We start from the raw sequence: 24,377 nt of genomic DNA, 5'->3' as shown, positions 1-24,377 counted from the left end.
ACAACTGAAGGAGCGCGTGAGGGAGATTACTTCGCGAACGCGGGGGATCTCAATGGAACGCAGGTTGAAAGAACTTAACCGCTATCTAATGGGATGGATTGGCTATTTCCGCTTGGCATCCGCGAAGACGCATTGCGAACGCCTCGACGAGTGGATTCGCCGAAGGCTCCGCATGTGCCTGTGGAAGCAATGGAAGCTGCCGAGAACCCGCCTCAGAAACCTTCGTGCCCTAGGTGTGCCGGAATGGGCGGCGAGAATGATGGCTTACTCCAGGCGTGGAAGTTGGGAGATGTCTCGCAACATAAACAACGCCCTTAATCGCTCCTACTGGAACGACCAAGGGCTGTTGAGTCTGACTTTTCGTTATCTTGAAATTCGTTAACCATTAGGAACCGCCGTATGCGGACCCGCATGTACGGTGGTGTGAGAGGTCAGGGGCTAGCCGCCCCTACCTACTCGATTGGGCAAGAAGCCGTCTTTGACGACACATGCGGAAACCTGATTCAGATCATTCAGAAGTAACTTCGGACAGGCTCGAAATTGACAAGTTCGTCCGTTGTAACTACAATGGTTATATCGGCGGTGATGAACATGAAGCAAATCAGTACGCGCTTCTCGATCGCGGTGCATATGCTTTCCCTGATTTCTGTGCGTCCGCAGGATTGCACCGGGGATTTTATCGCGGGCAGCGTGAATACGAATCCGGTAATTATCAGGCGAATTATGGGGATGCTGAAGAAGGCGGAGCTGGTGGACGTTCGGCCTGGGGTCGGCGGCGCCGTCTTGCGCAAGGATCCCGAACGAATTACGCTGCTTGACGTATACCGTGCCGTGAACGCCGCGGAGGAGCATCAGTTGTTCCGCATCCATGAGAACCCGAATTTCGATTGTCCGGTGGGCCGGAATATCGAACGGGTGCTTCAAGCGGAGCTGCGGAGCGCGCAAGCGGCGATGGAGACGAGATTGGCGGGAACGACGCTGGACCAACTCGTGCACCAATTCCAATAAGAGCTCCTGCGCGAGCTTTTATTATATGCCCGTGTTGTAACCGGATGAGTTATAACGGAAGGGAATTCCATAGATACGGAGGAAATTAGATGAAGGTATTAGTGACGGGCGCTACCGGGAAGTTAGGATCGAAAGTCGTAGATACATTATTGCAAACGGTGCCGGCCGATCGACTGGCAGTCAGCGTGCGCAAACCGGAGAAAGCGGAGGGGCTTCGGGAGCGGGGCGTGGAGGTTCGCTACGGCGACTTCGACCGTCCGGAAACGCTCGAAACCGCCTTCGCCGGCGTAGATCGGTTGTTGATTATTTCCGCGGACGGGGATAACGAGACTCGGATCCGACAGCATACGAACGCCGTAGAAGCCGCTGCGCGCGCGAACGTCGGATTCATCGCCTATACCAGCATCGCGAATGCGAGCGAAAGCACGAACCTAATGGCGCCGCCGCACCAAGCGACGGAACGGGCGATTCTGAAAACCGGCATTCCATACGCCTTCCTGCGGAACAACTGGTACTTAGAAAATGAAATCCCCGGCATCCAAGGCGTACTGGCGGGGGCGCCGTGGGTGACGTCCGCCGGGGACGGGAAGGTAGGCTGGGCGCTCCGGCAGGAGTACGCGGATGCGGCGGCGGCCGTCCTTACGGGCAGCGGGCACGAGAACAAGACGTATGAATTGTCCGGCAGGCTGCTCACGCAAGCGGAGCTGGCAGCGGCGCTCGGCAGCGTACTGAACAGGGAAGTGCCCGTACAACAGGTCGACGATGCGACCTATGCCGACATCATGAGAAGCGTCGGCGTGCCGGAATTCGCCGTTCCGATCGTCGTCGGGATACAGCAGGGCATTCGCGAGGGGACCTTGGCGGTGGAAAGCACGGACTTCGAGAAGCTGCTCGGCCGGCCGCTCGCGCCGATTCGGACCGCGCTGGGCGAAATTATGAAATCATTGGATCGATGATGTATCTCGTTTCGGCGGTGGACGCGGCGCATCATTGACGCAAAACCTAAGCCAACACGACGTTATGAACGGCGGTTGGCTTTTTCGCCGTGTTCGGGGCAAGGTAACGGCTTTTTCTGGTCACTAGATTTCATTTTTAGTGGTATAATCCAAGAGTGTCGTTATCCGGAAGAGAATTTGCCGCACCGATGACAAACAATACAACACACGGGGTATACCGCAATGAGCAGCTTACTCGTAGATATACATACCGAGGAAGATCTCTTCCTGGCGATCAGCCGCGTCCGCTACTTAGTCGGAGACTGGTTTATCGAGGCCGATCAGCAGTGTTTATTCGTAACCGTATTGGAATTGGGGCGGAACGCGCTCATGTATGCGGGGGGCCGCGCGATCTTTACATGTAAAATCGCCGAAGGCGGGGTAAACATGCAAATGATCGATAAAGGACCGGGGGTCCACGAGTTGGAAAACATACTTAACGGCAATTATCGTTCGCAAACCGGGCTGGGGTTGGGCCTAAAGGGGGTTCGACGCATGATGGATACCTTCGAAATCGAAACTTCGGAGAAGGGGACAACCATCCGCGTATCCAAGAAGCCCAGTCAATCCAGAGCGTAAATAAGAAGGTATTCGTACGGAAAGAGCAACATCCGTCAGGCGAAAAGACCAACGAGGGGTGAAGAGAATGAATTTGGAATACGAGGAAGAACAGGATTTAAGGTCCTTTTTTGAAAAGAATGTAAAGACATTCGAGGAGCGACTGCTGCAGGAAGCCGTGAATGTAAGGGACAAAGTGGAAGAGATCCGGACGGTCGGGAATATCAACCTGCTTCACAACGCCCGAAAATTGGTGATCTATCTCATCGAAGGGAGAACGCAAGAAATTACTTCCTTTGCCAAAGAAGAGGGCATCGTCTGGGCGAAGCATTCGTTGACGTTGGCGTTCAAACTGGAGTGGATTCAAGCGTTGCGGCGTGTCGTGTGGGAATTTATATACCATTACGAACGGTTATGCGATCTGGAACCCGTAAGGGAACAGTTCTACAAGAAAGAAAAACAAATCAACGTGCTCGTCGACCAGTTTTTGAACTTTTTCTTTATTAGTTATTCCCAATACAAGGACGAGTTAATTAAATCCCATCGGGAGATGGTAGAAGACCTCTCGGTCCCGATCATTCCGTTATCCCCTACGATGTGGATCCTTCCGTTGATCGGGACGATCGATACGTACCGGGCGAACATGATCGTCGACAAAGTGATCAATCAAATCGGGGCCTCCCGTATGCAACAGTTGTTTCTCGATCTGTCGGGCGTCGCGTATATGGATACGGCGGTGGTGTCTTATCTAATGAAGGTCATCGACGGCGCGAAGATCATGGGCTGCCAAGTCATTGTCACCGGCATACGCCCGGAGATCGTGAAGACGATGTTGAAGCTTGACGTATCGTTCAATAGCAAAGCGGAGACGAAGGGGACGCTGCAGCAAGCCCTCTTGGAGTATCTGCAAAACGAATAGCGCCTAAGCGGCGACCGTGACCCGACAGGATAACCAGGGAACGGTCGCCTCGTTCTTTCCGACACCATAAGGGAAAGGCCGGTTTTTCCGAATGGCTGCGGGGAGGAAAAGTAAATGCAAGGAGCTTAAGGGGAAGGTATAATGAAAGCTAGACAACAGGTATGCGGGTAACGAGGAGAGGCGGAGGCCCCTCCTTCTACTTTTTCCCTGCATGACACGACGGGAGATTGAGACGATGGCAATAGTGGCGGGGCATTACATACCGATCGTTCTCTTAGCGTACGCGGTGGCGGCCGTCTCCGCTTATACCGCGTTCGGGTTAATGGAGAGACTCTTAACGACCAAGCGGATGGTGTGGCTGTTCCTAGGCGCTGCTGTGCTAGGGATCGGCATTTGCTCCATGCATTTCATTGCGATGACGGCGCACACGGTCATGGCATCTTATCGCGTAGGGGGAACGTTGATTTCTTTGCTCGTGGCTCTTTCCGCATCGTTCCTTGCCTTTTTAATCGTTTGGTATGCCGGACGGGCTTGGGGAGCCATCGCAGCGGGCAGCGCGGTGTTCGGGGTCGGAGCGTCCGTGATGCATTATGTCGGCATGAGTGCGTTAATCGGGGTCGATCTAACCTTCCATCCGTTGTCGATCGCGCTTACGAATGTCGTCGGCTTTATCGATGCCTTCGTCGTATTTACGTTGGCGGTTCGGCGTCAAGCGCTCCTGAAGCGCTTCGCTAACAAATTGACGTGCTCGCTGATCATGGGCATCGGGATGATGGGCTTGCACTTTATGGGGGTCGCCGGCACGACCTATACCGGTATCCATAATACCCACCTGATGCCGGGTTCCAACATGCAAGTCTGGTTGGGCAGCGCGATTTTCTTCGTCACGTTATTTATCCTCGCTCTTGCGGCAACTTGCGTCTATATTGATAGACGATTTGCGAAGAGCGAAGAACGGTATAAGCCGTTGTTCGAGGAAAATCCGGACGCGGTATTGCTGTTAAACGGCGAGGGGAAAATAGTGCACGGCAATGCGGCCGTAACTCGACTGCTAGGCTACCGCCCCGACGAGTATCGGTCGCGGCGCATTCAAGATTTCCTCATCCAAGCGCATGACTTATCTGTAGAAGAATGGCTCGAGAATGCCGACGGAATCCGGGCGAAGACAGTCGAAGCGGCGTTTCGCGGGAAGAACGGCGACGACATTGTCCTTAAATTGTTCGCGATTCCGCGCATCATCGACCATGATTATCAAGGCGTCTATGTGATCGGCAAAGATGTAACGGAGTCCAAGCGGGACTTGGACCGACTCGCCCAAATGCACGAGACGGAAAAGCGGCAGCAGGAAGCGAAGTTTCACACCGTCGTCGATTCCGTTCTGGACGCAGTGATTATGACGGATGAACAGTTGAACGTCGTCGTGTGGAACCAAGGAGCGGAACGGATTTTCGGCTTTGGCAGCGAGGAAGTCATCGGGAAGAGCATCGAATGTATTATTCCTGATGCCTATTTGCTAAGACATCGCAAGGGGTATCACGATTATCACGAAGGCTCCCAGCCGCGCATGATCGGCAAAATCGTTGAGATCGAAGGGAAGCGCAAAGGCGGCGAGCTCTTCCCGATCGAATTATCCTTAAACACTTGGGTTGCCGACCGGCACACTTATTATTCCGCGGTTATTCGCGACATCTCCGAACGGAAACGGGCCGAAGCGGCGTTAACGAAGAGCGAGCAAATGTACCGGGACCTGATCGAGTCGTTCCCGGAAGCGATTCTGATCGGCCGGGGAACGCGATGGGTGTTCGCCAACGCATTCGGCGTCCGGTTATTGGGGGGGACGGAGCCCACAGACATATTGAATAAGAGCGCATTCGATACGGTCCACCCCGATTTCCATCCGAATGTGTGGAAACGAATCCAGTTAACGGAGGCGCGAGGGCAAATGTCCGAGCGGATGGAGGAGAAATGGATTCGCAAAGACGGGAATGGAATCCATGTGCAGGTGTCCGCCATCCCCGCCAAATTTAACGGAGAGTCGGCGCACATCGTAGTGGTTCGGGACATTACGGAGCTGCAGAAGGCGAGAGAAATTTACGAGCGCTCGGAAAAGCTTGCGGTAGCGGGCGAATTGGCCGCGGGCATCGCCCATGAAATTCGAAATCCGTTAACGGCGATCAAAGGATTTCTGCAATTTACGAAGGGGACGATGAACCCCGGGTATTATGCCGTAATCGAAGCAGAGATGGACCGGATCGAACTGATTATAAGCGAGCTATTAATGGTGGCGAAGCCTCAATCGACGAACTTCGCATTGGAAGAACTATCGGGCATCGTGTTGCATGTCGTCAAGCTGATGGAGTCGCAGGCGAATTTAAACAATGTGTCCATCGACGTCGAGGCGCCCGATGAAGACATATGGATTATGTGCGACGAAAATCAAATCAAGCAAGTCGTCATAAATATGCTAAAGAACGCTATCGAAGCGATGGTCGGCGGCGGAGCGATCTCCGTTCGAATCGAACCCTTGCATGCCGCGGCGGTGAACTTGATTATTCAGGACGAGGGGCCGGGCATCATGGAGGATAAGCTCGCGAATCTGGGCCAACCGTTCTACACGACCAAAGATAAAGGGACAGGGTTAGGTTTAATGATCAGCTACAACATTATTCGGAATCACCAAGGGCAGGTTTCCGTTCGAAGCAAAGCGAATGAAGGAACGACGTTCACGATCACGCTGCCGATCGCCAATCGCGCGAACCGGCGTTAAAGCGGGAATGACCGCACTCCCAGGTTGTCTTTACTACACTGGGAGGGCGGTTTTTTTATGGAAAAAAAAGGATTGACGTGTAGGTTAGGAGGAGTATAATAATAACAGTACCAGAACGGTACCATCGGTACTATCAGATTGAAAGGAGGCGGCTCCTATGGATAAGTCAGATAAAATGAGAAAACGAATTTTACAATACGCCCAGCAGCAATTTGCGACGATCGGGTATTCCCAGGTGTCTACGGCGAAATTCGCGTCCGAATTGAAAATGAGCAAGTCGACTTTCTACAAATATTTTCCCAGCAAGGAAGAATTGCTGTTCGCGGCGATCGACGACTTTTACGATTCCTTCGAACAGGAGGTTCAAAGCATCGTGCAAGACGATTCGCCGTCCGTGACCGATAAGATGAAATCGTTCCTTCTCGCCGTGCGGCGGCGCTTCGGTCAATTGCACGTCTCGGTCGTCGAGGACTTTCGCCGGGCGGTCCCCGAGGCGTATGCGCATCTGGAGGAGCGCCGGCGGCGGATCATTACGGGCACGCTGATCGGGATGTTCGAGCAGGGAGCGAAGGAGGGCGTGTTCCGGTCCGACCTTCCTCCCCTCTTGATCGCGAACGTGCTCGTCCAAGCGGTTCAGCATCTGGAGCACCCGGAAGTGATCGACGGCATGGCCTACGGCTTCGCGGATATGTTTCATCATGTATTTTCCATCATTATGGAAGGCAGCTTGACGGAGGAAGGCCGCCGGCGCCTTGAAGGAGGGGGAACGAAATGAAGGTGTTACTGATCTACGCTCATCCGAACCCGGACAGCTATACGCATGCCGTGTTGGAGCAGTTGCAGGCCGGGCTTGCGCTAGGGGCCCACGAGGTGCATACGATCGACCTGTATGGCGAAGCGTTCGACCCGGTATTGGTCGTCAATTCCCGCCGGCGCCGACGGGATTTGGCGTCGGATCCATACACCGAGCGGCATCGCGGCTTGATCGCTTCCGCGGATCATCTCATATTCGTGTATCCCGTATGGTGGCACAGCATGCCGTCCATCCTGCGCGGGTGGATCGAGCGAACGTTCGTCTCCGGCTTCGCGTACTCGTTTCCGAAGGGCGGGAAGGGGCGGCTGCTTCCGGAAGGTCTGCTTCGCGGGAAAACGGCATGGTGCGTCTATACCTTAGATGCGCCGAAACTCGTGTCCTGGCTCGATCCGGGATGGCTGTCGATAAAGTATTCGATCTTTTGGTATTGCGGCTTGCGCAAGGTAAAGCGTCTGTATTTGCCCGGAATGAAACGGACGTCGACGGAACGACGTCAGCAATGGCTGAAACATATGTATCGGAAGGCGGCGAGCTTATGAGGAAGGCGATCGTCGTGGGGGCGGGCATCGGGGGGCTTAGCGCAGCGATCGCGCTGCGCGGCCTTGGCATGGATGTCCGCGTGTTCGAGAGCAAGCAAGAGGTGCGATTTGCCGGTGCGGGGCTTGGCATCGGAGCGAACGCGGTTCGCGCGCTGCAGCGCCTGGGTATCGGCGATGAAGTGCTGCGGGCGGGGAAGACGCTGGATGAGCTCCGTATCCTTACGATGGAGGGAAAGCTGCTGCAGCGGACGGAAACCGCGGCCGTGAGCCGCAAGTACGGGCCCGATAACGTTACGATCGACCGCGGTAGGCTTCTGGAGCTGCTCTTAAGCTCCCTCGGTCAGGAGCCGGTCGTCCGCACCGGAATGACGTGCAGCCGAATCGAACAGGACGCCAACGGGGTGAAGGTGTGGTTCGAAGACGGGACGGCGGAGGAAGGGGATCTCTTGATCGGCGCCGACGGGATTCATTCCGTTATCCGGAATGAACTGCTGCCGGGCGCAAAGCCCCGGTATGCGGGATACACCTGTTGGAGAGCGATCATTCAGGCCGATCCGCACGAGCTGGGATACGACCCCAACGTATTTATTGAAACTTGGGGCCGCGAAGGGCGCTTTGGCTTAGTGCCGCTGGCGGAGAACCGGTTGTATTGGTTCGCCTGCGTCAATGCAAGAACGCCCCGCGAGCCGAAGTTCCGAGCCTACAAGGTGCGGGACTTGCAGCAGCGGTTCGACGGTTACCATGAGCCGATCCCGCAGGTGTTGCGGCAAACCTCGGATCCGCAGCTGCTGCATCACGATATTTATTTTTTGCCGCCGCTCCGCCGCTTCGCGTTCGGGCGCGTCGCGCTGCTTGGCGACGCGGCGCATGCGATGACGCCCAATATGGGGCAGGGGGCCGGACAATCCGTGGAGGACGCCGTCATCTTGGCTTCGCACCTGAGGAAGACCTCCGACATCGAGGAGGCGCTGCGAGGATACGAGCGCGATCGCATCGCTCGTACCGGCCGCATTACACGGATGTCTAACCGCATCGGGAAGGTGGCCCAGCTTGACGAACGCATTCCGGTTGCGCTGCGCGATGCGATATTTCCATACCTTCCGGAGAGGCTTTTGGAGAAGCAGCTGGAATACTTATACGAAGTAAAGCTGTAGCCGATCCCGCGGGAGTAATCCCGCGACCGGAAGCGCAACTTAACGTAGACAAGGAAAACCATGGAGAAGGAAAGCAGGGGATACGATGACCAACGAAGACGATGCCGTCAAGGGATCGGCGGCGACGGCGGCGGGAGCGGGATGGCGCTTCGATAACAGCTACGTGCGTCTTCCCGAGACGTTCTATAAGAAGCAAAACCCGGCGCCGGTACGGGCCCCGGCCATCGTGGCGCTTAACGAGCCGTTAGCCCGCTCGCTCGGGCTCGACGCGGACGCGCTGCGAGGGGAGCTCGGCGCGGCGTCGCTCGCCGGCAACCGGGTGCCCGAAGGGGCCGAGCCGCTCGCGCAGGCGTACGCGGGCCACCAATTCGGACATTTCAATATGCTGGGCGACGGCAGAGCGTTGCTCCTCGGGGAACATCTCGCCCCGCAAGGAGAGCGCGTCGACATCCAGCTGAAGGGCTCCGGCCGGACGCCGTTCTCGCGCGGCGGCGACGGGCGGGCGGCGCTTGGGCCGATGCTGCGCGAGTATATCATTAGCGAAGCGATGCACGCGCTCGGCATTCCGACGACGCGCAGTTTGGCGGTCACGTCGACCGGACAGCCGGTCGTCCGCGAGGAGGAGCTCCCGGGGGCGGTCTTAACCCGCGTGGCCGCAAGCCATATCCGCGTCGGCACGTTCCAGTACGCCTCCCAATGGGGGACGGTCGATGACCTTAGGGCGCTGACGGTATATGCGTTGAGGAGACATTTTCCGGGGGGGGCGTCCGAAGAAAACCTTGCCCTTGCGCTGCTGCAGGAGACGATCCGTCGGCAAGCGCGGTTGATTGCGCAGTGGCAGCTTGTCGGTTTTATTCACGGTGTGATGAATACCGACAATATGGCGATCAGCGGGGAGACGATCGATTACGGGCCTTGCGCCTTCATGGACGTATACGACCCTGCTACGGTGTTTAGCTCCATCGATCGGCAAGGGCGTTATGCTTACGGGAATCAGCCGCCGATCGCCGCTTGGAATTTGGCCCGGTTGGCCGAGGCGCTGCTCCCGTTGTTGGATGCGGATGAGGACCGGGCGATCGAACTGGCCGAGGATGCGCTCGGGACATTCCCCGGGCAATACCGCCGCCACTGGCTGGAGGGGATGCGGGCGAAGCTCGGACTCGGGAACGAGGAGCCGGAAGACGAGGCGCTGATCGAGGAGCTGCTGGAGCAGATGCACAAGGCGCAGGCCGACTACACGAACACCTTCCGCGCGTTGACGCTTGGAAGACCGGAGGAGACGGCGATGGCGGGCACCGAGGCGTTCGAGTCGTGGTTGGCGCGGTGGAACGCGAGAAGAGGCCGGCAGGAGGAGGCGGAAGACGCCGTTCGGGAGCGGATGCGCGCCGCGAACCCGGCGGTCATTCCGCGCAACCATCGGGTCGAAGAGGCGCTTGAGGCGGCCGTCGGGGGCGACCTTGGACCGATGGAGCGGCTGCTGGCTGCGCTGGCGAATCCGTATGCGTATGCGCCGGAACAAGAGCCGTACGCTCTTCCGCCCCAGCCATCGGGCCGGCGGTATCGCACGTATTGCGGCACTTGAGGGTCGGTTCATCGTTGCGCCGGACGATTCGATAATACGGCGGAGACCCCTGCCCAAAGAGGACAGGGGTCTCCTTGCGTCAATACAATTCGACACGCTTAAAAAATTCGATGTATTTCGACAATTTTCGTTGTGTCCGGAAGGAGGGGATTGTATGATGTACGTATTCGGAGACCCGGATTAGCGGGGAACTCAACGGAACGAATGGGGGCAGGTAGGAAATGACCACGCTATCCAGTACAGCGGAAGTGAACGGCAATTCGATGCTCGTTACCTTGAACGGATGCGGCGCATTCAAAAGGCAGGCCATGGCATTGCTCCAAGAACGGGGCGTAACGTCTGCCGTCGAAAACGGGGAATGGTATCCGCTCAGCACGCTTTTGGGCATTTTAGAAGAATTGGCGAGGAAGGTCGGCTCGAACGTCCTCGTCGAGGTCGGGAAAAAGGTGCCCGAATTGTCGACATTTCCGCCGCAAATCGAAACGTTCGCGCAAGTGTTGGAATCACTGAACGTGGCATACCATATGAACCATCGGAACGGCGACATCGGGGATTATCAAGTGACGAAAACCGATGCGAGCACATATCGCGTAGATTGCTCCACGGTGCCGTACCCGGCGAAGTTTAATTTCGGCTTGATTCGCGGATTGAGCAATAAATTCGAGGCGCTGGTCGATATCGAAGAAGCGGATTCGGCCGGCGGCGGCGTCTTTATCGTGAAGATGTAGCAGGAATGAGGAGCCTATGAAAATTTTTGACGCGATTCGCCGCCCCGGCGCTTCGTCTCCGACCGCTTCTTCCGGCTTCTTGGACGAGCTCGCGAAACAAGCGGACCGCATTCGCAACGGGCAGAAAGTGGAGCCTTACGCAGGCGCCGACGAGAAAGAGAGACTCGTCTTCGAAGCGATTCAAGAGTTGATCGGCAAATACCAGCGCTTAAACATGCGGTCGCTGGAAATCAGCGAAAGCTTGCTCGCCTCCTCGGAAGAGATGCAGGCGTATTCCAACCAAACGTTGGAGAACGCAACGCAAATTTCCTCCGAATTGAAGGGCGCGACCGAAGCGATGGACACCAATTTGCAAAGCGCTTCCGAGTTGGAGCGCGCCATCGGCGTGATGGTGAACGGCATCGGCTCGATCGCCGGGTCGACGACGCTCGTCGCCCAATCCGCGGTGGAGATGACGCAGGTGTCGACCCACGGCTCGGTGTCGATTGCGAAAGCGGTCGACCAGATGGCGACCATCAGCGACGGCGTCAGCGCGCTGACGTCTAATATCGAAGGATTCGGAACGAAATCCGAATCGATCTCGCAGCTTGTGGACACGATCCGGGATATCGCGTCGCAGACGAATTTGCTCGCGCTCAACGCTGCGATCGAGGCGGCGCGGGCCGGCGAGCACGGGCGGGGCTTCTCCGTGGTGGCGAGCGAGGTGCGCAAGCTGTCCGAGATCACGAACCGGTCGGCGCAGGAGATCAGCAGTCTGTCCACCGAAATCCGCGAACATACGAAGCAAACGCTGAACGTGATGCAAGGAACCGTTACGGAAGTCGGCTCCGGCATGGAGGCTGTGAGCGCGGCGGGCGAGGCGTTCCGTTCGATTCAACAGGCAATGAATACGGTGTCGGATAAAATCCTGGAAATTTCCGCCGTCGCGGAGGAGCTGTCCGCGGGCTCTCGGCAGATCGGCGAGACGTCCGCCAACTTGTCGCACGTCAATTCGCAGTCCTTGGCCGGTCTCCAGAAGGTGGCGGCCGCGGGCGAAGAGCTCGTGCTGTCCATCGAGGATATTCTCAATTTCGCGAACGGATTGGGCGCGACGTCCGAGGAGCTGAAGCAGCTGCTGGACTCGTTCCGAAAAACGAAATAGCAGGTGCATGCAAGCTAAAGCGAGAACGCGCGCCGTTCGATCTTCGGCGGTATTCCGTTCCGCTCGCGCCTTCCCCTGGGGGAAGGCTTTTTTGCGTCTGCAGGTTGACAACCCGGCAACGAAAGAGGTATTGTCATAGTACACTAGTACAATAGTTCACCGGATCAATGGGGGCGGGAAAGGCGGGGCGGGCTTTGCTGCAGAACATATTGGATTTTCTCGAGGATTTCGGGCTGTGGGGGCTCGCGGCGCATGCGTTCGCGGATGCGATCTTCTTCCCGATCCCCGCCTTCTTTTTGCAGGTTTCCTTAAGCATGGTCGACCCGTCGTCGGCGCTATGGCTGGCGACCGCCGGATACGCCGCGTGTATGGTCGGCACGCCGTTCGGCTACTGGATCGGGAAGACGGTCGGCCATGCGGTGATGTATAGGTTGTTGAAGCGAAGCTGGGTCGACGCCGCAGACGCCTTGTTCCGCAAGCACGGGTCCGCGGCCATCCTGATCGGCGCGTTCACGCCGATACCGTTCAAGGTGTTTACGATTTTGTCGGGCAGCCTGCACTATCCGTTGTGGCGGCTGCTGATGTACGCCTCGATCGGTCGCGCGGCGAAATTTTACGTGGTGGGCGCTTTGTTTTATATGTACGGCCGGGCCGCGGAGGGCATGGTGAAAGAGGTGTCGCTGTACGTCGCCGTCGGCGCGGTCGCGGTGCTGGGAGGCGGCTTGTGGCTGCGCAAGCGGCTCGCGGAGAAGAAGAGGCGTAAGCCGGTGCCGGTTGCCGAAGGGAGGAATATGCATGACCTATCCCAATAACTCCAATGCCGCAGATCAAGACATCTATATATTGCTGACGGATACGGGGACGTACTTTACGAGGCTCATTAAGGCATTCACGGCGGCGCCCTATAACCATGCCTCGATCGCTCTGGACGCCGGCCTGAAGGAGCTGTACAGCTTCGGCCGCAAGCGGCCGACCGATCCGTGGCGCGCCGGATTTATCGAGGAGGATATTGCCGAAGGCACCTACCGCCATTTCCCGGAGACGCGCTGCGCCTTGCTGCGGTACCGCGTCACGAAGCGCCAGCGGGCGGCGATCGCTCGAACGATTCGGCGGTTCCAAGAGCGCAAGGACGGCTTGCGATATAACTTCATCGGGCTGTTCGGGGTGCTGCTGGGGTTCGAGCTTGCGCCTCGCGACGCCTACTTCTGCTCCCAATTCGTCTCGGAGGTGCTTCGCCGCGGCGAAGCCGCGCTGTGGGACCGGCCGTCCGCATTGGTCGCCCCGAACGATTTTCTGCAGCATCCTGCGCTCGAGCGGGTATACGAGGGATACTTGCGGGATTATCCGCTGCTGGACCGCCGCCGCGAGGCAAGCGACAGGGTCGGCATGACGGCAGCCGGGTATCAGGTGAACAATCAAGCCGTGTGAGGAGGGCTGACCGGTGCAGCTGAATTTTAACAGCTCGAAGCCGATTTATTTGCAGATGGTGGATGAAGTCAAGAAGGCTTTGGCACGGGGAGAGCTGACTCCCGGAGATAAAATCCCTTCGCACAAGGAGCGGGCGCAGATGTCGCAGGTCAACCCGAACACGGTGCAGCGGGCGTATCAGGAGATGGAACGGGAAGGGCTCACGGAGACGCTCCGGGGGCAGGGCACCTTCATAAGGAACGATCCGGCGCTGCTGCAGCGCATTCGCTCGGAGATGGCCCGGGAAGCGGTCGAACAATTTATCGACGAGATGCGAGGGCTGGGCATCGAGCCGGAGGAGACGGAGCGGCTGCTGCGGCTGCGACTATATGCAAGGAACGAGGAGGGGCGGCCGTGAACGCGGAGCGACAGCAGTACATGATCGAGATGCAAGGCGTCCATAAGCGGTATTTGTTGAAAAAGGCATTAACCGACGTCGATCTTCGGATTCGGAGAGGCGCGATCGTCGGCCTGCTGGGTCCCAACGGAAGCGGGAAGTCGACGATGCTGAAGATGCTCGCCGGTCTCATCTACCCGACCTCCGGGACGATTCTCGTCAACGGGCGGAAGCCGGACGTCCGCAATAAAAGCCAAATCGCGTATTTGCCCGAGATCGATCATCTGTACGGATGGATGACGGTCGGCGAGACGCTGAAGTTTTTGTCCGGGTTTTACGCCGATTGGCAGGACGAGAAGGCGGCTGAGCTCCTGCAGACGATGGAGCTCGATGCCGGCCAGAAGGTGCGGCATCTGTCGAAAGGGCTGCGCGCGCGGTTAAAGCTTATCGGCGCCTTCGCAAGGCAAGCCCCGCTCGTGCTGCTCGACGAGCCGTTCTCCGGCATCGACCCGTCCTCGCGGGCGAAAATCATTCGCTCCATTCTGGCCGAGTTTCAGTCCGGGGAGCAGACGATCGTGCTGTCGACGCATTCGTTGAAGGAGGCCGAGCCGATGTTCGACGACGTCATCTTCCTCCAACACGGGCAGGTCGTGCATTGCGAACCGGCGGAACGGCTGCGGGCCGAGTACGGCTGCTCGCTCGAGAACATATGGGAGAAGGTGTACGGGTAATGACATTCCGAAACTTATTCCGCAAGGAATTCAGAAGCTTGTTCCCGTTGTTCGCCGTCTTCTCCGCGGCGGTCTTCCTGCTGCATCTGGTCATGTTGTATAAGCAAAATGTTATGAAGGATGACGATTACGTGCTGGTGATCGGACTCGTTATCCCGTTCGTCGTCGTCTCCGTGCTTTCGATCGGCTCGGGTTATTATCAGCTGCTCGGGGAATGGCGGACGAATACGATCTATCTGCTGCTGTCCTTGCCCGTCCGCGGTTGGAAAATCGTCGTCGCGAAGCTGGCGGCGTCGCTGACGCTGCTCTTCGGCGCCCTCCTCTGGCTCGGCGGAAGCTTCGCGTTCCTTATCCTTCGGGCCAAGTGGCCGGAATTAATGCAGAGCGACGAGCTGCGGCAAGAGCTGCCTGCGGCGATCCAGTTGTTCTTGTACAGCGCCTGGATCTACGCCCTCGCGGCGGCGTTCCTGCTGACGGTCGTCCAATTCGCTTTCTTGTGCGGGAGGCTTGTCGCCCGGTTTCAATGGGTCGTAGAGCTGTGCGCCTTCCTCGGAACGATCTGGCTGACGCTGCGGATCAGTCCGCCGCTCTCCGGATTGCTCGCATGGCTGCCGGACCTGTACATCGCCGCCGGGGGCGACGAGTCTGCGTATTTGCACGCCGGACCGTTCCTCGTTTTGCTGCTGCTCGGCGCAGGCTTCACTTGGCTCAACGGCACGATATTCGAAAAGGTCGTGGAGGTATGAACATGACGCTCCCAACCATAAGAACGCTGCTCCTATCGTCCGTAGCGTCGATGTTCCTGCTCTTGATCTTGGATGTCTGGATCAAGAAAGAGGAGATGTTCGAGTCGTTCGCCGCCCAGTTCGTGAACGCGGAACGAACGGAACAGATCGCCGCTGACCGTCAAGCCGTCCGCCAAACCGCGGAGCGCCGGGTCGAGGTGCCGGCGAACGGCATCGAGACCGTCTCGCTCGCAGTCGAACGCGGAAATATTGCGGTGAGGCGCTCGGACGGCGCGTCGATCATGCTGCAGGCGACCGTAACGGCCGCCGGCGCCGATGCGGAGACCGCCGGTCGCAGACTCGATCAGGTACAGGTGGCGGAGCGGGTCGAGAACGGGGTACTAACGTTTCGGTCGACGCACGAGGACATGGCATCCGGCCGAGAGGCGGTGACGATCGACTACGCGTTGTCGGTGCCCGACGGCGTCGCGGTACGAGTGGAGCTCGATCGCGGCAACGTCGACGTCTCGGGCGTCCGAAGCGACGTCGAAACGAAGACGGGCCGCGGCGTCGCGGACATCGTCGGCGTGACGGGCGACGTGACGGCGACCGTCTCGGAAGGCGAGCTGTATGTGGCCGGCATCGAGGGGAGCGTGACGCTGTCGAATCGTAACGGCACCGCGACCGTGGAAGACGTGACGGGCGACGTAGCGTTGGACGCCTATGCGTCGTCCACATATGTTTCCCGCATCGACGGCGCGGTCGAGGGCACGGTCGCGCAAGGCGCCGCGCAGGTGCGCGACGTCTCGGGCCCGCTGGCGCTGACGGGGCGCGTCGCGAATTTGCGGCTCGGCGGGCTCCGCGGCGATGCGGACATATCCGCGGAATACGGAAAGCTGCGTCTTTACATGACGGAGCCGGAGGGCTATGCGCTGCAAGCGACGGTCGACGGCGGGGTCATTCGCACCCGGCTTCCGATCGCGATCAAGTCCGATTCGGAGCGTCCGCATCTCTCCCGTATGAACGGGGTCGTGGGGGACGGAACGTGGAAGATTACGATCGATGCGGCGGCGACCGATGTAATTCTTCATGCCAACGACGAAGGAGAGCGCCAATGAACGCGCTTATCTACGTTCCGGTTGGAGGAGGAGAGCGTGATGAGCATTCGTAAGCCGCTGCTGGAGACAAGACGGATCGAGGCGGTCGAGACCGCTTTGACGAGGTTGAACGCCGCGCGGGCGCTTTCGCCGGCTTCGGGAAGGCGCCTAGAGGTGTCCGAGCTGGCGGGATGTACGTTGTTGCGAGATGCGGAGGAGCCGACATCGCCGTATTATAACCGAGTGAAGGGGTTCGGCCCGGAGGCCGTCGAACGGCTCGACGACATCTTCGCCGCGTACGGCGGTTCGGCACCTTGCTTCGATATGGCGCCCGACCGTGCGACGCCGGAAGTCGCGGAGGCGCTCATTCGGAACGGCTACGCGCCTATGGAACAGCTGGCGTTCCTTGCGGCGCGACCGGAGCGGGACGCCGGGCCGCCGCCGGCTTGGCGCTTCGAACGGGTGACGGCGGAGACGGCGGAGACGTTCGTCCGCTGGATCGGCTTGTCGATGGGAGGCAGAACGTTCGAGCGCGCGGCGGTGGAACGGGCGCGCCCTTATTTCCATCGGGAGGACTTCCTTAATTACATGCTGGAAATCGACGGCGAGCCGGCCGCAATGGGCTCGCTCTTCCTCAGCGGGACGGCGGGCTATGCGGCGAACGATTATACGTTCGAGCGGTATCGCGGCAGGGGGCTGCAAGGCGCGCTGATCCGTCAGCGCTTGGCCGAGGCGGCGGCGCTCGGCCTCGAGGCCGTGTATACGGACGTCGAATTCGGATCGGCAAGCCATGGAAATATGTTGAAGGCCGGATTCGGCACGGTGTTCCTTAATACGTTCTGGTTGAAAAGGTAATGCCGCATCAACGCAAAGCGCCCCCGGCGACTTCGGCCTAAGCCGCGACGCCGGGGGCGCTTTGTTGCGTCTGCACGCGAGTTAAGGGAGCACGTTGCCCGCCGCGCGGAAGATGTCGTACCATTCTTGCCGCGACAGCGAGACGTCGGCCGCTCTGACGCAGTCCTTCAGCCGGTCGACGTTCATCGTGCCGGTCACCGGCTGCATGCGCGCCGGATGCCGCAGCAGCCAAGCGACGGCGATCGTCGTATTGCTGACGCCGTGCGCCTGCGCGATCTCGTCGATCTTCGCGTTCAGCTCCGGGAACTTCGGGTTATCCAGGAATACGCCTTCGAAGAAACCGTACTGGAACGGCGACCACGGCTGGATCGTGATATCGTGCAGTCGGCAGAAATCTAATACGCTGCCGTCCCGGTTGACGGCGGAGGCGTTTTCCATATTGACGTTCACGCCTTGGGATATCATCGTCGCGTTCGTGATGCTCAGCTGGAGTTGGTTCGCGACGATCGGCTGCTTCACGTACTTCTTCAAGAGCTGAATTTGCATCGGGTTTTGGTTGGAGACGCCGAAGTGGCGCACCTTGCCGGAGCGCTCGAGGGCGTCGAACGCTTCCGCGACCTCCTCCGGTTCGACCAGGGCGTCCGGCCGGTGCAGCAGCAGCACGTCCAGATACTCGGTGCGAAGGCGCTGCAGGATGCCGTCGACGGACGACAGGATGTGTTCCTTCGAGAAGTCGAACATGCCCTTGCGGATGCCGCATTTGGATTGAAGGATCATCCGCTCCCGCACGCCGGCGTTCATGCCGACGGCGTCGGCGAATATTTCCTCGCAAGCGCCGCCGCCGTAAATGTCCGCGTGGTCGAAGAAGTTCGCGCCGATGTCCATCGACGTCTTAACGAACCGTTCGGCTTCCGCCTTGTCCAGCGAGTTGATGCGCATGCAGCCGACGGCGACGACCGGCACTTCCAACGAGCTTGTTCCCAGTTTTATCGTTCTCATGACGTTTCCCTCCCGTGCGTGGAATGATTGCCTTCTCGATTGTGACATAGGGACCGGTGCGATTTCAAATGGGGACCCTCGGATTCATAGTATGGTAAAATTACGAAGACACTATAGGAGCTGGAAGCAGGGCGCGAACGGTGGATACGACAAGACGAGGGGGATGTTACGTTGGAGAAGCGCGAATTTGGGAGGACCGGGGCGAGGTTTCCGATTCTTAGCTTCGGGGCGCAGCGCATCGTGGACGAGCACGGCTGCTCGGAGGAAGAGGCGATTCGGATCGTGAATCGTGCGGTGGACGAAGGGATCGTCTATTTCGACACGGCCCCGATCTACACGAACGGGCAGTCGGAGGATCGGCTCGGGAAGGCGCTGGAGGGGCGCCGGTCCGACGTCTGGATCGCGACGAAGACGATCGACCGGACGCGGGACGGCTCCTGGCGGTCGTTGGAGGGCAGCTTGAAGCGGCTGCGAACCGATCATGTGGAGGAGTGGCGGCTGCATGACGTTCGGACGATGGAGCAGCTCGACCGCGTCTTCGAGAAGGACGGGGCGCTGCGAGCGTTGATCGAAGCCAAGGAGCAAGGCATTATTAAGCATATCAGTCTCAGCGGACATACGAATCCGAGCGTACAGCTCGAGGCGATCGAACGCTACCCGTTCGACAGCGCGTTGGTGGCGCTCTCCGCGGCGGATCAGTTCGTGTACAGCTTCGCGCATGAATTCGTGCCGAAGGCGAACGAGAAGGGGGTCGCGATCGTCGGTATGAAGGTAATCGGACTCGGCCGACTCGCGCCGTGGTATGAGAAGGCGCTTCGGTATACGTGGTCGCTGCCGATCTCGACGGCGATTATCGGGATGGAGTCGATGGAGCAGCTCGAAAACAACCTCCGGGTCGCGAGGAGCTTCAAGCCGATGACAGACATCGAACGGCTGGAGTTCGCCAAGGAGATCATTCATATGGCGAATCCCGACGTGCTGCGATGGAAAGCCAAGGATTGGAGCAATACGACGGAGTGGGCGGAGCGGGCGTGATTTGGAGTACGAAGCGAACGGCATCGGGGCTGTTCCGCGGGTCGGGAAACCGGCGCGAGGGGCGGCCCCTTGCTACTTGCGTCTATGGCGGATTTTCCCTGAAACCGAGTTCGGCGGCTTGCGTATGGTAACGGCAAGAGAGAATGAAGTCTAATCCACTAAAGGAGAACCATTATGCAAACGGAAAACGTCGTCAGGTACCCTAACCCGAGGAACGTTCAGCGCTTGATCGTCGGCGCGGTCATCGCCATCTTGCTCGTCGTCGTCGGCTTCCGATCCTTCGCGATCGTGGAAGCGGGGCACCGGGGTATCGTCCTGCAGCTCGGCGCCGTACAGCCGCAAGTATTGTCGGAGGGCTTGCACTTCAAGCTGCCGTTCATCCAGTCCGTCGTTCCCGTCGAGGTACGGGTCCAGAAGGCGGAATCGAGCCAAGTATCCGCGAGCCGGGACTTGCAGACGGTCACGACGACGCTGGCGGTCAACTACCATCTGGACGGCGCTACGGTCAATACCTTGTATCAGAACGTCGGCTTAGAATACAAAGCGCGGATCGTCGATCCGGCGATCAGCGAATCGCTCAAGGCGGTCACGGCTCAGTATACGGCCGAGGATTTGATTTCCAAACGGTCCGAGGTCAGCATGAAGGTGAAAGAAGCGTTAACCGCGAAATTAGGGCTTTATAATATGATTCTTGACGAAATCAATATTACGGAATTCAAGTTTTCCGAAGAGTTCGACCGCGCCATCGAGCAAAAGCAGATCGCAGAGCAGCAAGCGCTGAAGTCGAAGCTCGATTTGGAGCGAATCAAGATCGAGAAGGAGCAAGAAATTACGCGGGCGCAGGCCCAAGCCGAGGCGCTGCGGCTGCAGAAGCAAGAGGTGACGCCGGAGCTCATCCAGCTGCGGCAGATCGAAGCGCAGCTGAAGGCGATCGAGAAGTGGAACGGGCAGCTGCCGAACGTAACGGGCGGCGCGACGCCGTTCATTAATGTAGAATAAGTCCACTGGGCGCCCTTCGTGCGGATTTTCCGCGGGAGGGCGCTTTCTTCGCTGGGGGAAAAAATAGAAAGCAGAGCGGTTGTTCATAATGAAGGGGAGCAGCCGTGACGTCGGAGCATCAACCATTCCTTGACCGTTGGTAAATTATAAGACTTTTTCGAATATTTAAATAAAAATGTAAAACCCTACGCATCCCATGGTACTATAAAGATATATAAAGGGGCTGGTTGGCCAGGCGGAGGGGCTGCGCATGCGGGTGCCCGCAAGACGATTATGCTTATTGATCCTTGCTTTCGGGCTGTTCTTGCCGTGGCTCCCGGGCTGCGGCTTGCAGCAGCGCGCCCCCCAGGCCGAGGGAGGGGAGCTGTTCGTCGGCGCCGATGCGCTCGACGCCCCCGGTACGATTCGGTTGGACGGGGAATGGGCGTTCTATCCGGGCGAGCTGTTGACGCCGGAAGACCTCCGAAGCGGCGCGTTCGCCCCTCGTCTCATCCGGGTCCCGATGACGTGGAATAAGCAAGCCCCGCCGTACGCGGACCAACCCGGACACGGGTACGGCACGTACCGGCTCTTACTGCGGCTCCCCGCCGAAGAGGCGGGGCGAATTCACGGGCTCAGCCTGTATAAGGTACATTCCGCTTATCGGCTATGGATCGACGGCGAGCTCGCGATCGAGGGAGGGCGCGTCGGCCGTTCGGCGGCGGAGTGGGTTCCCGCCTCGAGACCTCGGACGGTGTTTTTTTCGCCGGCATCTCAAGAGGTCGAGCTGGTACTGCAAGCTTCGAACTTCTCGCATCGCAACGGCGGGCTTTGGAAGAGCGCCCACTTCGGCCGCGACGCCGAGGTGCTCGAGCGCCTGCAGCAGCAGCGGGCGGTGGATTTGCTGTTAATTACTTGCCTACTTCTCATCGGCGTCTACCATTTGCGCATGTATGCCATTCGGCGTTCGGAGCGCTCGTCGCTCTATTTCGGCTTGTTCAGCCTCGCGCTCGCCTTGCGGGCCGCTTGCGTCGGCGAAGCGTTCCTGCTGCATGCGTTCCCGGGGACGCCGTACGTGCTCCACAGCAAGCTGGAGTTTATCAGCACGTATTTGGCCGCGCCGTTCGCGTTATTGTATACGCGTACGCTCTTTCCGAACGAATTTGTTGTGCGGTGGACGCGCCTGTTTCTAACGATCACCTTCGGGCTGGCAGCCGTCGGACTGGTCACTCCGGAATCGGTATATTCGCATACGTATTATCCGTTCCAATTCGTGGTTTACGCGCAATTGACGTTCATGATCGCCGCGATCGGCGTCGCGAGCTTGCGGGGTCGGGAAGGGGCGCGCATGACGCTGGCGACGCTGCTCGTCTTTACCTGCACGGTCGTGCACGATTTCTTGTTTTATAACCAGCAAATTCAATCGAGAGATTTGGCGCCATTGGGCGTCGTCGTCTTCTTCCTCTCGCAATCGTTCCTCTTGATGAGCTATTACACGAGGACGTTGACTTCGGTCGAGTCGCTTAGCGAGCAGCTGCTGGAGCTCAATCGTACGCTCGAGACGAAGGTCGAGGAGCGAACGAGAGACGTGCGGGAATCCCGCCGCAAGCTGGAAGAAGCAAACCGGAAGCTGCGGGAGCTGTCCTACCTTGACCCGCTGATGAATATTCCGAACCGGCGATATTTCGGGGAAGCGATGGCGAAGGAGTGGAAGCAAGGACGCCGCACGGGGAGCCCGCTGTCTCTCGTCATGATCGACATCGACGCGTTCAAGCCGTTCAACGACGGCTACGGGCACCAAGCGGGAGATTCGGTGCTGCTTTCGATCGCGCAGGCGCTTAGGGGCAGCTTGATGCGGCCGAGAGACTTGATCGCCCGGTACGGGGGAGAGGAATTGGCGGTCATCTTGCCGGAGACCGACGCGGAGGGCGCGCGCGCCGTGGCGGAGCAGCTGCGGATTCGGGTCGAGGCGCTGCGCATTCCGCACGCGTACTCTCCTTACGGCAACCATGTTACGATCAGCTTGGGCGTATGCACATGCATTCCGCACGCGGATCGGTCGATCGACATGTTGATTCAATACGCCGACGGCGCATTATACGAGGCCAAGCGCGAAGGCCGCAATCGCGTTCGATCGTCGGCGTTGCCGTAAGGCGCGCCGGCGATTCGTGCTTTTTCGAGCGAAGTGTGGTATCCTTATGCGTCACGGTATTCGTACTCGGAGATAATAAAAAAAATTCACTATATGGCAGGAGATCTAATGAACTTTACCGATTTGCATTTGATTCCCCCGATTTTGAAGGCGTTGGCGAAGGAAGGGTATACGGCGCCTACGCCGATCCAAGGCCAAGCGATCCCGGCCGTGCTGGCCGGCAAAGACGTCTTCGGCTGCGCCCAGACGGGCACCGGAAAGACGGCCGCGTTCACGCTGCCGATGCTGCAGCGGCTCCAAGCGGCCCCTCCGCCGAGCGGGCGCCGGGCGATCCGGGCGCTGATTTTGTCGCCGACCCGCGAGCTTGCCCTGCAAATCGCGGACAGCGTGCAGGCGTACGGCCAGTTTTTGCAGCTGCGCAGCGCGGCGATCGTCGGCGGCGTATCCCAGCGGCCGCAGGAGCAGCAAATCGAGCGAGGCGTCGATATTTTGATCGCGACGCCGGGACGGCTGATCGACTTGCTCAATCAGAAAGTCGTCGATTTACGCCACGTACAAATTCTGGTGCTGGACGAAGCGGACCGGATGCTGGACATGGGCTTTATCAACGACGTGAAGAAGATTATCGCCGCGGTGCCGACGAAGCGGCAGACGCTGTTCTTCTCGGCGACGGTCCCGCCCGAAATTTCCAAGCTGGCGACTTCGCTGCTCGTCGATCCGGTCAAGGTCGAGATAACGCCGGTATCCTCGACGGTCGAGCGCATCGAGCAGTCGGTGTATTTCGTCGACAAGGACAATAAGCAGAAGCTGCTGAACGAACTGCTGCTGAAAGACAGGAGCATCGTATCGGCGATCGTCTTCACCCGGACGAAGCACGGCGCGGATCGGGTCGCGAAGGGTTTGATGAAGGCGAACATTCCGGCGCAGGCGATTCATGGAGACAAATCCCAGAACGCGCGGCAATCGGCATTGAACAATTTTAAGGCGGGGGCCACGCGCGTATTGGTGGCAACCGATATCGCGGCGCGCGGCATCGACATCGAGGAATTGTCGCACGTCATCAACTTCAATCTGCCGAATATTCCGGAGACGTATGTCCACCGGATCGGCCGCACCGGGCGGGCCGGCTTGAGCGGAACGGCCATTTCTTTCTGCGAAGCGGAGGAAATTCCATATTTGAAGGATATCGAGAAGTTAATCAAGAAGTCGATCCCGGTCGTGAAGGAGCATCCGTACCCGATGATCGGCACGACGACGCCGGCGTCGCCGGCTGCGAAGCCGACCGGGGCGCGCCCTTCGGGCAGGCCGGCGGGGGGAGCGCGGTCGAACGCGGGCAAGCCGGCGTCGCACGCCGCGAGAGCGAGCGGCGCAAAGCCCCAAGGCAGGCCCGAGGCCGTGGCGAGCGTTCGCGGCGGCGGGAACGTCGCGGCGCGGCCGGCGGCGGGGAAGCCGGGAACGTCGCGCGGATTCGGCGGCGGCATGCAACGGCCGACGTCGAGGGGCCGATAATCTTCTTAAAGACTGTACGTCGTCCATGCTTACGCGCATGGGCGGCGGAACAGTCTTTTTTCTCGGAGCGGCGGGGGATGCGGATAGGAATGCAGCCCGGCTGAAACGCTATAAGGAGTTCTCTTGGTGCATAAATCCAACAAAAAGCCACAAAGCATGCAACACAAACCCTCGAACATGCAGTATACTACAACTACAAAATATTTAAAAAAGGTGGAAGACTCATGACACAATCGATACAGCTTCGTAACGTTCGTCTGCTGCGCGCGGACGGTCCTCAGCCGGCC

At 58.7% G+C, this 24,377-nt stretch carries 24 protein-coding genes; 23 read left to right on the top strand and 1 reads right to left on the bottom strand.

Features of this window, described 5'->3' with window-relative positions; translation table 11 throughout:
• The 19 genes from VEZ38_RS18145 to VEZ38_RS18055 all read left to right on the top strand — a co-directional run.
• Window positions 1–382 (top strand): group II intron maturase-specific domain-containing protein (locus VEZ38_RS18145; protein WP_324895997.1); only part of this gene is annotated, 382 nt, incomplete at its 5' end.
• A gap of 209 nt (window positions 383–591) precedes the next feature.
• Window positions 592–1,008 carry an Rrf2 family transcriptional regulator gene (locus tag VEZ38_RS18140; protein WP_324895995.1) on the top strand — a complete coding sequence of 139 codons (417 nt, stop codon included), beginning with the start codon at window positions 592–594 and terminating at the stop codon, window positions 1,006–1,008.
• A gap of 89 nt (window positions 1,009–1,097) precedes the next feature.
• On the top strand, window positions 1,098–1,964 hold the full coding sequence (locus tag VEZ38_RS18135; RefSeq protein ID WP_324895993.1) for an SDR family oxidoreductase: 867 nt from the start codon (window positions 1,098–1,100) through the stop codon (window positions 1,962–1,964).
• A 222-nt stretch (window positions 1,965–2,186) separates the two neighbouring features.
• Window positions 2,187–2,582: an ATP-binding protein gene (locus VEZ38_RS18130; protein WP_324895991.1), complete on the top strand. Its 396-nt coding sequence runs from the start codon at window positions 2,187–2,189 to the stop codon at window positions 2,580–2,582.
• A gap of 67 nt (window positions 2,583–2,649) precedes the next feature.
• Entirely contained in the window at window positions 2,650–3,480 is an 831-nt protein-coding gene (locus tag VEZ38_RS18125; protein ID WP_324895989.1) for an STAS domain-containing protein, read from the top strand.
• A 235-nt stretch (window positions 3,481–3,715) separates the two neighbouring features.
• A complete protein-coding gene (locus VEZ38_RS18120; RefSeq protein ID WP_324895987.1) occupies window positions 3,716–6,247 on the top strand; it encodes a PAS domain S-box protein in 2,532 nt (843 codons plus the stop codon).
• Between the two features lie 157 nt (window positions 6,248–6,404).
• On the top strand, window positions 6,405–7,022 hold the full coding sequence (locus tag VEZ38_RS18115; protein WP_324895985.1) for a TetR/AcrR family transcriptional regulator: 618 nt from the start codon (window positions 6,405–6,407) through the stop codon (window positions 7,020–7,022).
• On the top strand, window positions 7,019–7,600 hold the full coding sequence (locus tag VEZ38_RS18110; RefSeq protein ID WP_324895983.1) for an NAD(P)H-dependent oxidoreductase: 582 nt from the start codon (window positions 7,019–7,021) through the stop codon (window positions 7,598–7,600). Before VEZ38_RS18115 ends, VEZ38_RS18110 begins: the two co-directional genes overlap by 4 nt.
• Window positions 7,597–8,754, top strand: a complete 1,158-nt coding sequence (locus VEZ38_RS18105; RefSeq protein ID WP_324895981.1) for an FAD-dependent monooxygenase — start codon at window positions 7,597–7,599, stop codon at window positions 8,752–8,754. The genes VEZ38_RS18110 and VEZ38_RS18105 overlap by 4 nt, the downstream gene beginning before the upstream one ends.
• Window positions 8,755–8,839: 85 nt before the next feature.
• On the top strand, window positions 8,840–10,336 hold the full coding sequence (locus tag VEZ38_RS18100; RefSeq protein ID WP_324895979.1) for a protein adenylyltransferase SelO: 1,497 nt from the start codon (window positions 8,840–8,842) through the stop codon (window positions 10,334–10,336).
• Between the two features lie 308 nt (window positions 10,337–10,644).
• Window positions 10,645–11,064, top strand: coding sequence for a hypothetical protein (locus tag VEZ38_RS18095; RefSeq protein WP_324895977.1), 420 nt, complete (start codon window positions 10,645–10,647; stop codon window positions 11,062–11,064).
• Between the two features lie 16 nt (window positions 11,065–11,080).
• Window positions 11,081–12,205 carry a methyl-accepting chemotaxis protein gene (locus tag VEZ38_RS18090; protein WP_324895975.1) on the top strand — a complete coding sequence of 375 codons (1,125 nt, stop codon included), beginning with the start codon at window positions 11,081–11,083 and terminating at the stop codon, window positions 12,203–12,205.
• 194 nt (window positions 12,206–12,399) lie between these two features.
• A complete protein-coding gene (locus VEZ38_RS18085) occupies window positions 12,400–13,017 on the top strand; it encodes a YqaA family protein (protein WP_324895973.1) in 618 nt (205 codons plus the stop codon).
• Window positions 13,001–13,633, top strand: a complete 633-nt coding sequence (locus VEZ38_RS18080) for a hypothetical protein (protein ID WP_324895971.1) — start codon at window positions 13,001–13,003, stop codon at window positions 13,631–13,633. Before VEZ38_RS18085 ends, VEZ38_RS18080 begins: the two co-directional genes overlap by 17 nt.
• 13 nt (window positions 13,634–13,646) lie before the next feature.
• Window positions 13,647–14,030, top strand: coding sequence for a GntR family transcriptional regulator (locus VEZ38_RS18075; RefSeq protein ID WP_324895969.1), 384 nt, complete (start codon window positions 13,647–13,649; stop codon window positions 14,028–14,030).
• A complete protein-coding gene (locus tag VEZ38_RS18070; RefSeq protein WP_324895967.1) occupies window positions 14,027–14,740 on the top strand; it encodes an ABC transporter ATP-binding protein in 714 nt (237 codons plus the stop codon). The genes VEZ38_RS18075 and VEZ38_RS18070 overlap by 4 nt, the downstream gene beginning before the upstream one ends.
• The gene (locus VEZ38_RS18065) at window positions 14,740–15,486 is read left to right on the top strand and encodes a hypothetical protein (protein ID WP_324895965.1); all 747 of its coding nucleotides are present in this window, start codon (window positions 14,740–14,742) and stop codon (window positions 15,484–15,486) included. Before VEZ38_RS18070 ends, VEZ38_RS18065 begins: the two co-directional genes overlap by 1 nt.
• 2 nt (window positions 15,487–15,488) lie before the next feature.
• Window positions 15,489–16,583: a hypothetical protein gene (locus VEZ38_RS18060; protein WP_324895963.1), complete on the top strand. Its 1,095-nt coding sequence runs from the start codon at window positions 15,489–15,491 to the stop codon at window positions 16,581–16,583.
• 39 nt (window positions 16,584–16,622) lie between these two features.
• The gene (locus VEZ38_RS18055) at window positions 16,623–17,417 is read left to right on the top strand and encodes a GNAT family N-acetyltransferase (protein ID WP_324895960.1); all 795 of its coding nucleotides are present in this window, start codon (window positions 16,623–16,625) and stop codon (window positions 17,415–17,417) included.
• 81 nt (window positions 17,418–17,498) lie between these two features.
• Here VEZ38_RS18055 and VEZ38_RS18050 read toward each other — a convergent pair whose 3' ends face one another.
• The gene (locus VEZ38_RS18050) at window positions 17,499–18,416 is read right to left on the bottom strand and encodes an aldo/keto reductase (protein WP_324895958.1); all 918 of its coding nucleotides are present in this window, start codon (window positions 18,414–18,416) and stop codon (window positions 17,499–17,501) included.
• Window positions 18,417–18,587: 171 nt separating this feature from the next.
• Between VEZ38_RS18050 and VEZ38_RS18045 the strand changes: the two genes are divergently transcribed.
• From VEZ38_RS18045 to VEZ38_RS18030, 4 genes are all read left to right on the top strand, one after another.
• Window positions 18,588–19,451, top strand: coding sequence for an aldo/keto reductase (locus VEZ38_RS18045; protein WP_324895956.1), 864 nt, complete (start codon window positions 18,588–18,590; stop codon window positions 19,449–19,451).
• A 174-nt stretch (window positions 19,452–19,625) separates the two neighbouring features.
• A complete protein-coding gene (locus VEZ38_RS18040; RefSeq protein WP_324895954.1) occupies window positions 19,626–20,450 on the top strand; it encodes a prohibitin family protein in 825 nt (274 codons plus the stop codon).
• Between the two features lie 250 nt (window positions 20,451–20,700).
• Window positions 20,701–22,581 carry a diguanylate cyclase gene (locus VEZ38_RS18035; protein WP_324895952.1) on the top strand — a complete coding sequence of 627 codons (1,881 nt, stop codon included), beginning with the start codon at window positions 20,701–20,703 and terminating at the stop codon, window positions 22,579–22,581.
• A 108-nt stretch (window positions 22,582–22,689) separates the two neighbouring features.
• Window positions 22,690–24,090 carry a DEAD/DEAH box helicase gene (locus VEZ38_RS18030; protein ID WP_324895950.1) on the top strand — a complete coding sequence of 467 codons (1,401 nt, stop codon included), beginning with the start codon at window positions 22,690–22,692 and terminating at the stop codon, window positions 24,088–24,090.
• Window positions 24,091–24,377 lie beyond the last annotated feature (287 nt).

The sequence above is a fragment of the Paenibacillus sp. genome (assembly GCF_035645235.1).
Lineage (GTDB): Bacteria > Bacillota > Bacilli > Paenibacillales > YIM-B00363 > Paenibacillus_AE.
This window is presented reverse-complemented; position numbering and strand designations above follow the sequence as displayed.

What these genes read in the sequence shown, in the direction of transcription:
- VEZ38_RS18115 (WP_324895985.1), top strand. Translation starts at nt 6,405, where the DNA reads ATGGATAAGTCAGATAAAATGAGAAAACGAATTTTACAATACGCCCAG.
- VEZ38_RS18125 (WP_324895989.1), top strand. Translation starts at nt 2,650, where the DNA reads ATGAATTTGGAATACGAGGAAGAACAGGATTTAAGGTCCTTTTTTGAA.
- VEZ38_RS18040 (WP_324895954.1), top strand. Translation starts at nt 19,626, where the DNA reads ATGCAAACGGAAAACGTCGTCAGGTACCCTAACCCGAGGAACGTTCAG.
- VEZ38_RS18030 (WP_324895950.1), top strand. Translation starts at nt 22,690, where the DNA reads ATGAACTTTACCGATTTGCATTTGATTCCCCCGATTTTGAAGGCGTTG.
- VEZ38_RS18110 (WP_324895983.1), top strand. Translation starts at nt 7,019, where the DNA reads ATGAAGGTGTTACTGATCTACGCTCATCCGAACCCGGACAGCTATACG.
- VEZ38_RS18135 (WP_324895993.1), top strand. Translation starts at nt 1,098, where the DNA reads ATGAAGGTATTAGTGACGGGCGCTACCGGGAAGTTAGGATCGAAAGTC.
- VEZ38_RS18095 (WP_324895977.1), top strand. Translation starts at nt 10,645, where the DNA reads ATGGCATTGCTCCAAGAACGGGGCGTAACGTCTGCCGTCGAAAACGGG.
- VEZ38_RS18055 (WP_324895960.1), top strand. Translation starts at nt 16,623, where the DNA reads ATGAGCATTCGTAAGCCGCTGCTGGAGACAAGACGGATCGAGGCGGTC.
- VEZ38_RS18035 (WP_324895952.1), top strand. Translation starts at nt 20,701, where the DNA reads ATGCGGGTGCCCGCAAGACGATTATGCTTATTGATCCTTGCTTTCGGG.
- VEZ38_RS18060 (WP_324895963.1), top strand. Translation starts at nt 15,489, where the DNA reads ATGACGCTCCCAACCATAAGAACGCTGCTCCTATCGTCCGTAGCGTCG.
- VEZ38_RS18065 (WP_324895965.1), top strand. Translation starts at nt 14,740, where the DNA reads ATGACATTCCGAAACTTATTCCGCAAGGAATTCAGAAGCTTGTTCCCG.
- VEZ38_RS18050 (WP_324895958.1), bottom strand. Translation starts at nt 18,416, where the DNA reads ATGAGAACGATAAAACTGGGAACAAGCTCGTTGGAAGTGCCGGTCGTC.
- VEZ38_RS18140 (WP_324895995.1), top strand. Translation starts at nt 592, where the DNA reads ATGAAGCAAATCAGTACGCGCTTCTCGATCGCGGTGCATATGCTTTCC.
- VEZ38_RS18120 (WP_324895987.1), top strand. Translation starts at nt 3,716, where the DNA reads ATGGCAATAGTGGCGGGGCATTACATACCGATCGTTCTCTTAGCGTAC.
- VEZ38_RS18090 (WP_324895975.1), top strand. Translation starts at nt 11,081, where the DNA reads ATGAAAATTTTTGACGCGATTCGCCGCCCCGGCGCTTCGTCTCCGACC.
- VEZ38_RS18080 (WP_324895971.1), top strand. Translation starts at nt 13,001, where the DNA reads ATGACCTATCCCAATAACTCCAATGCCGCAGATCAAGACATCTATATA.
- VEZ38_RS18105 (WP_324895981.1), top strand. Translation starts at nt 7,597, where the DNA reads ATGAGGAAGGCGATCGTCGTGGGGGCGGGCATCGGGGGGCTTAGCGCA.
- VEZ38_RS18100 (WP_324895979.1), top strand. Translation starts at nt 8,840, where the DNA reads ATGACCAACGAAGACGATGCCGTCAAGGGATCGGCGGCGACGGCGGCG.
- VEZ38_RS18130 (WP_324895991.1), top strand. Translation starts at nt 2,187, where the DNA reads ATGAGCAGCTTACTCGTAGATATACATACCGAGGAAGATCTCTTCCTG.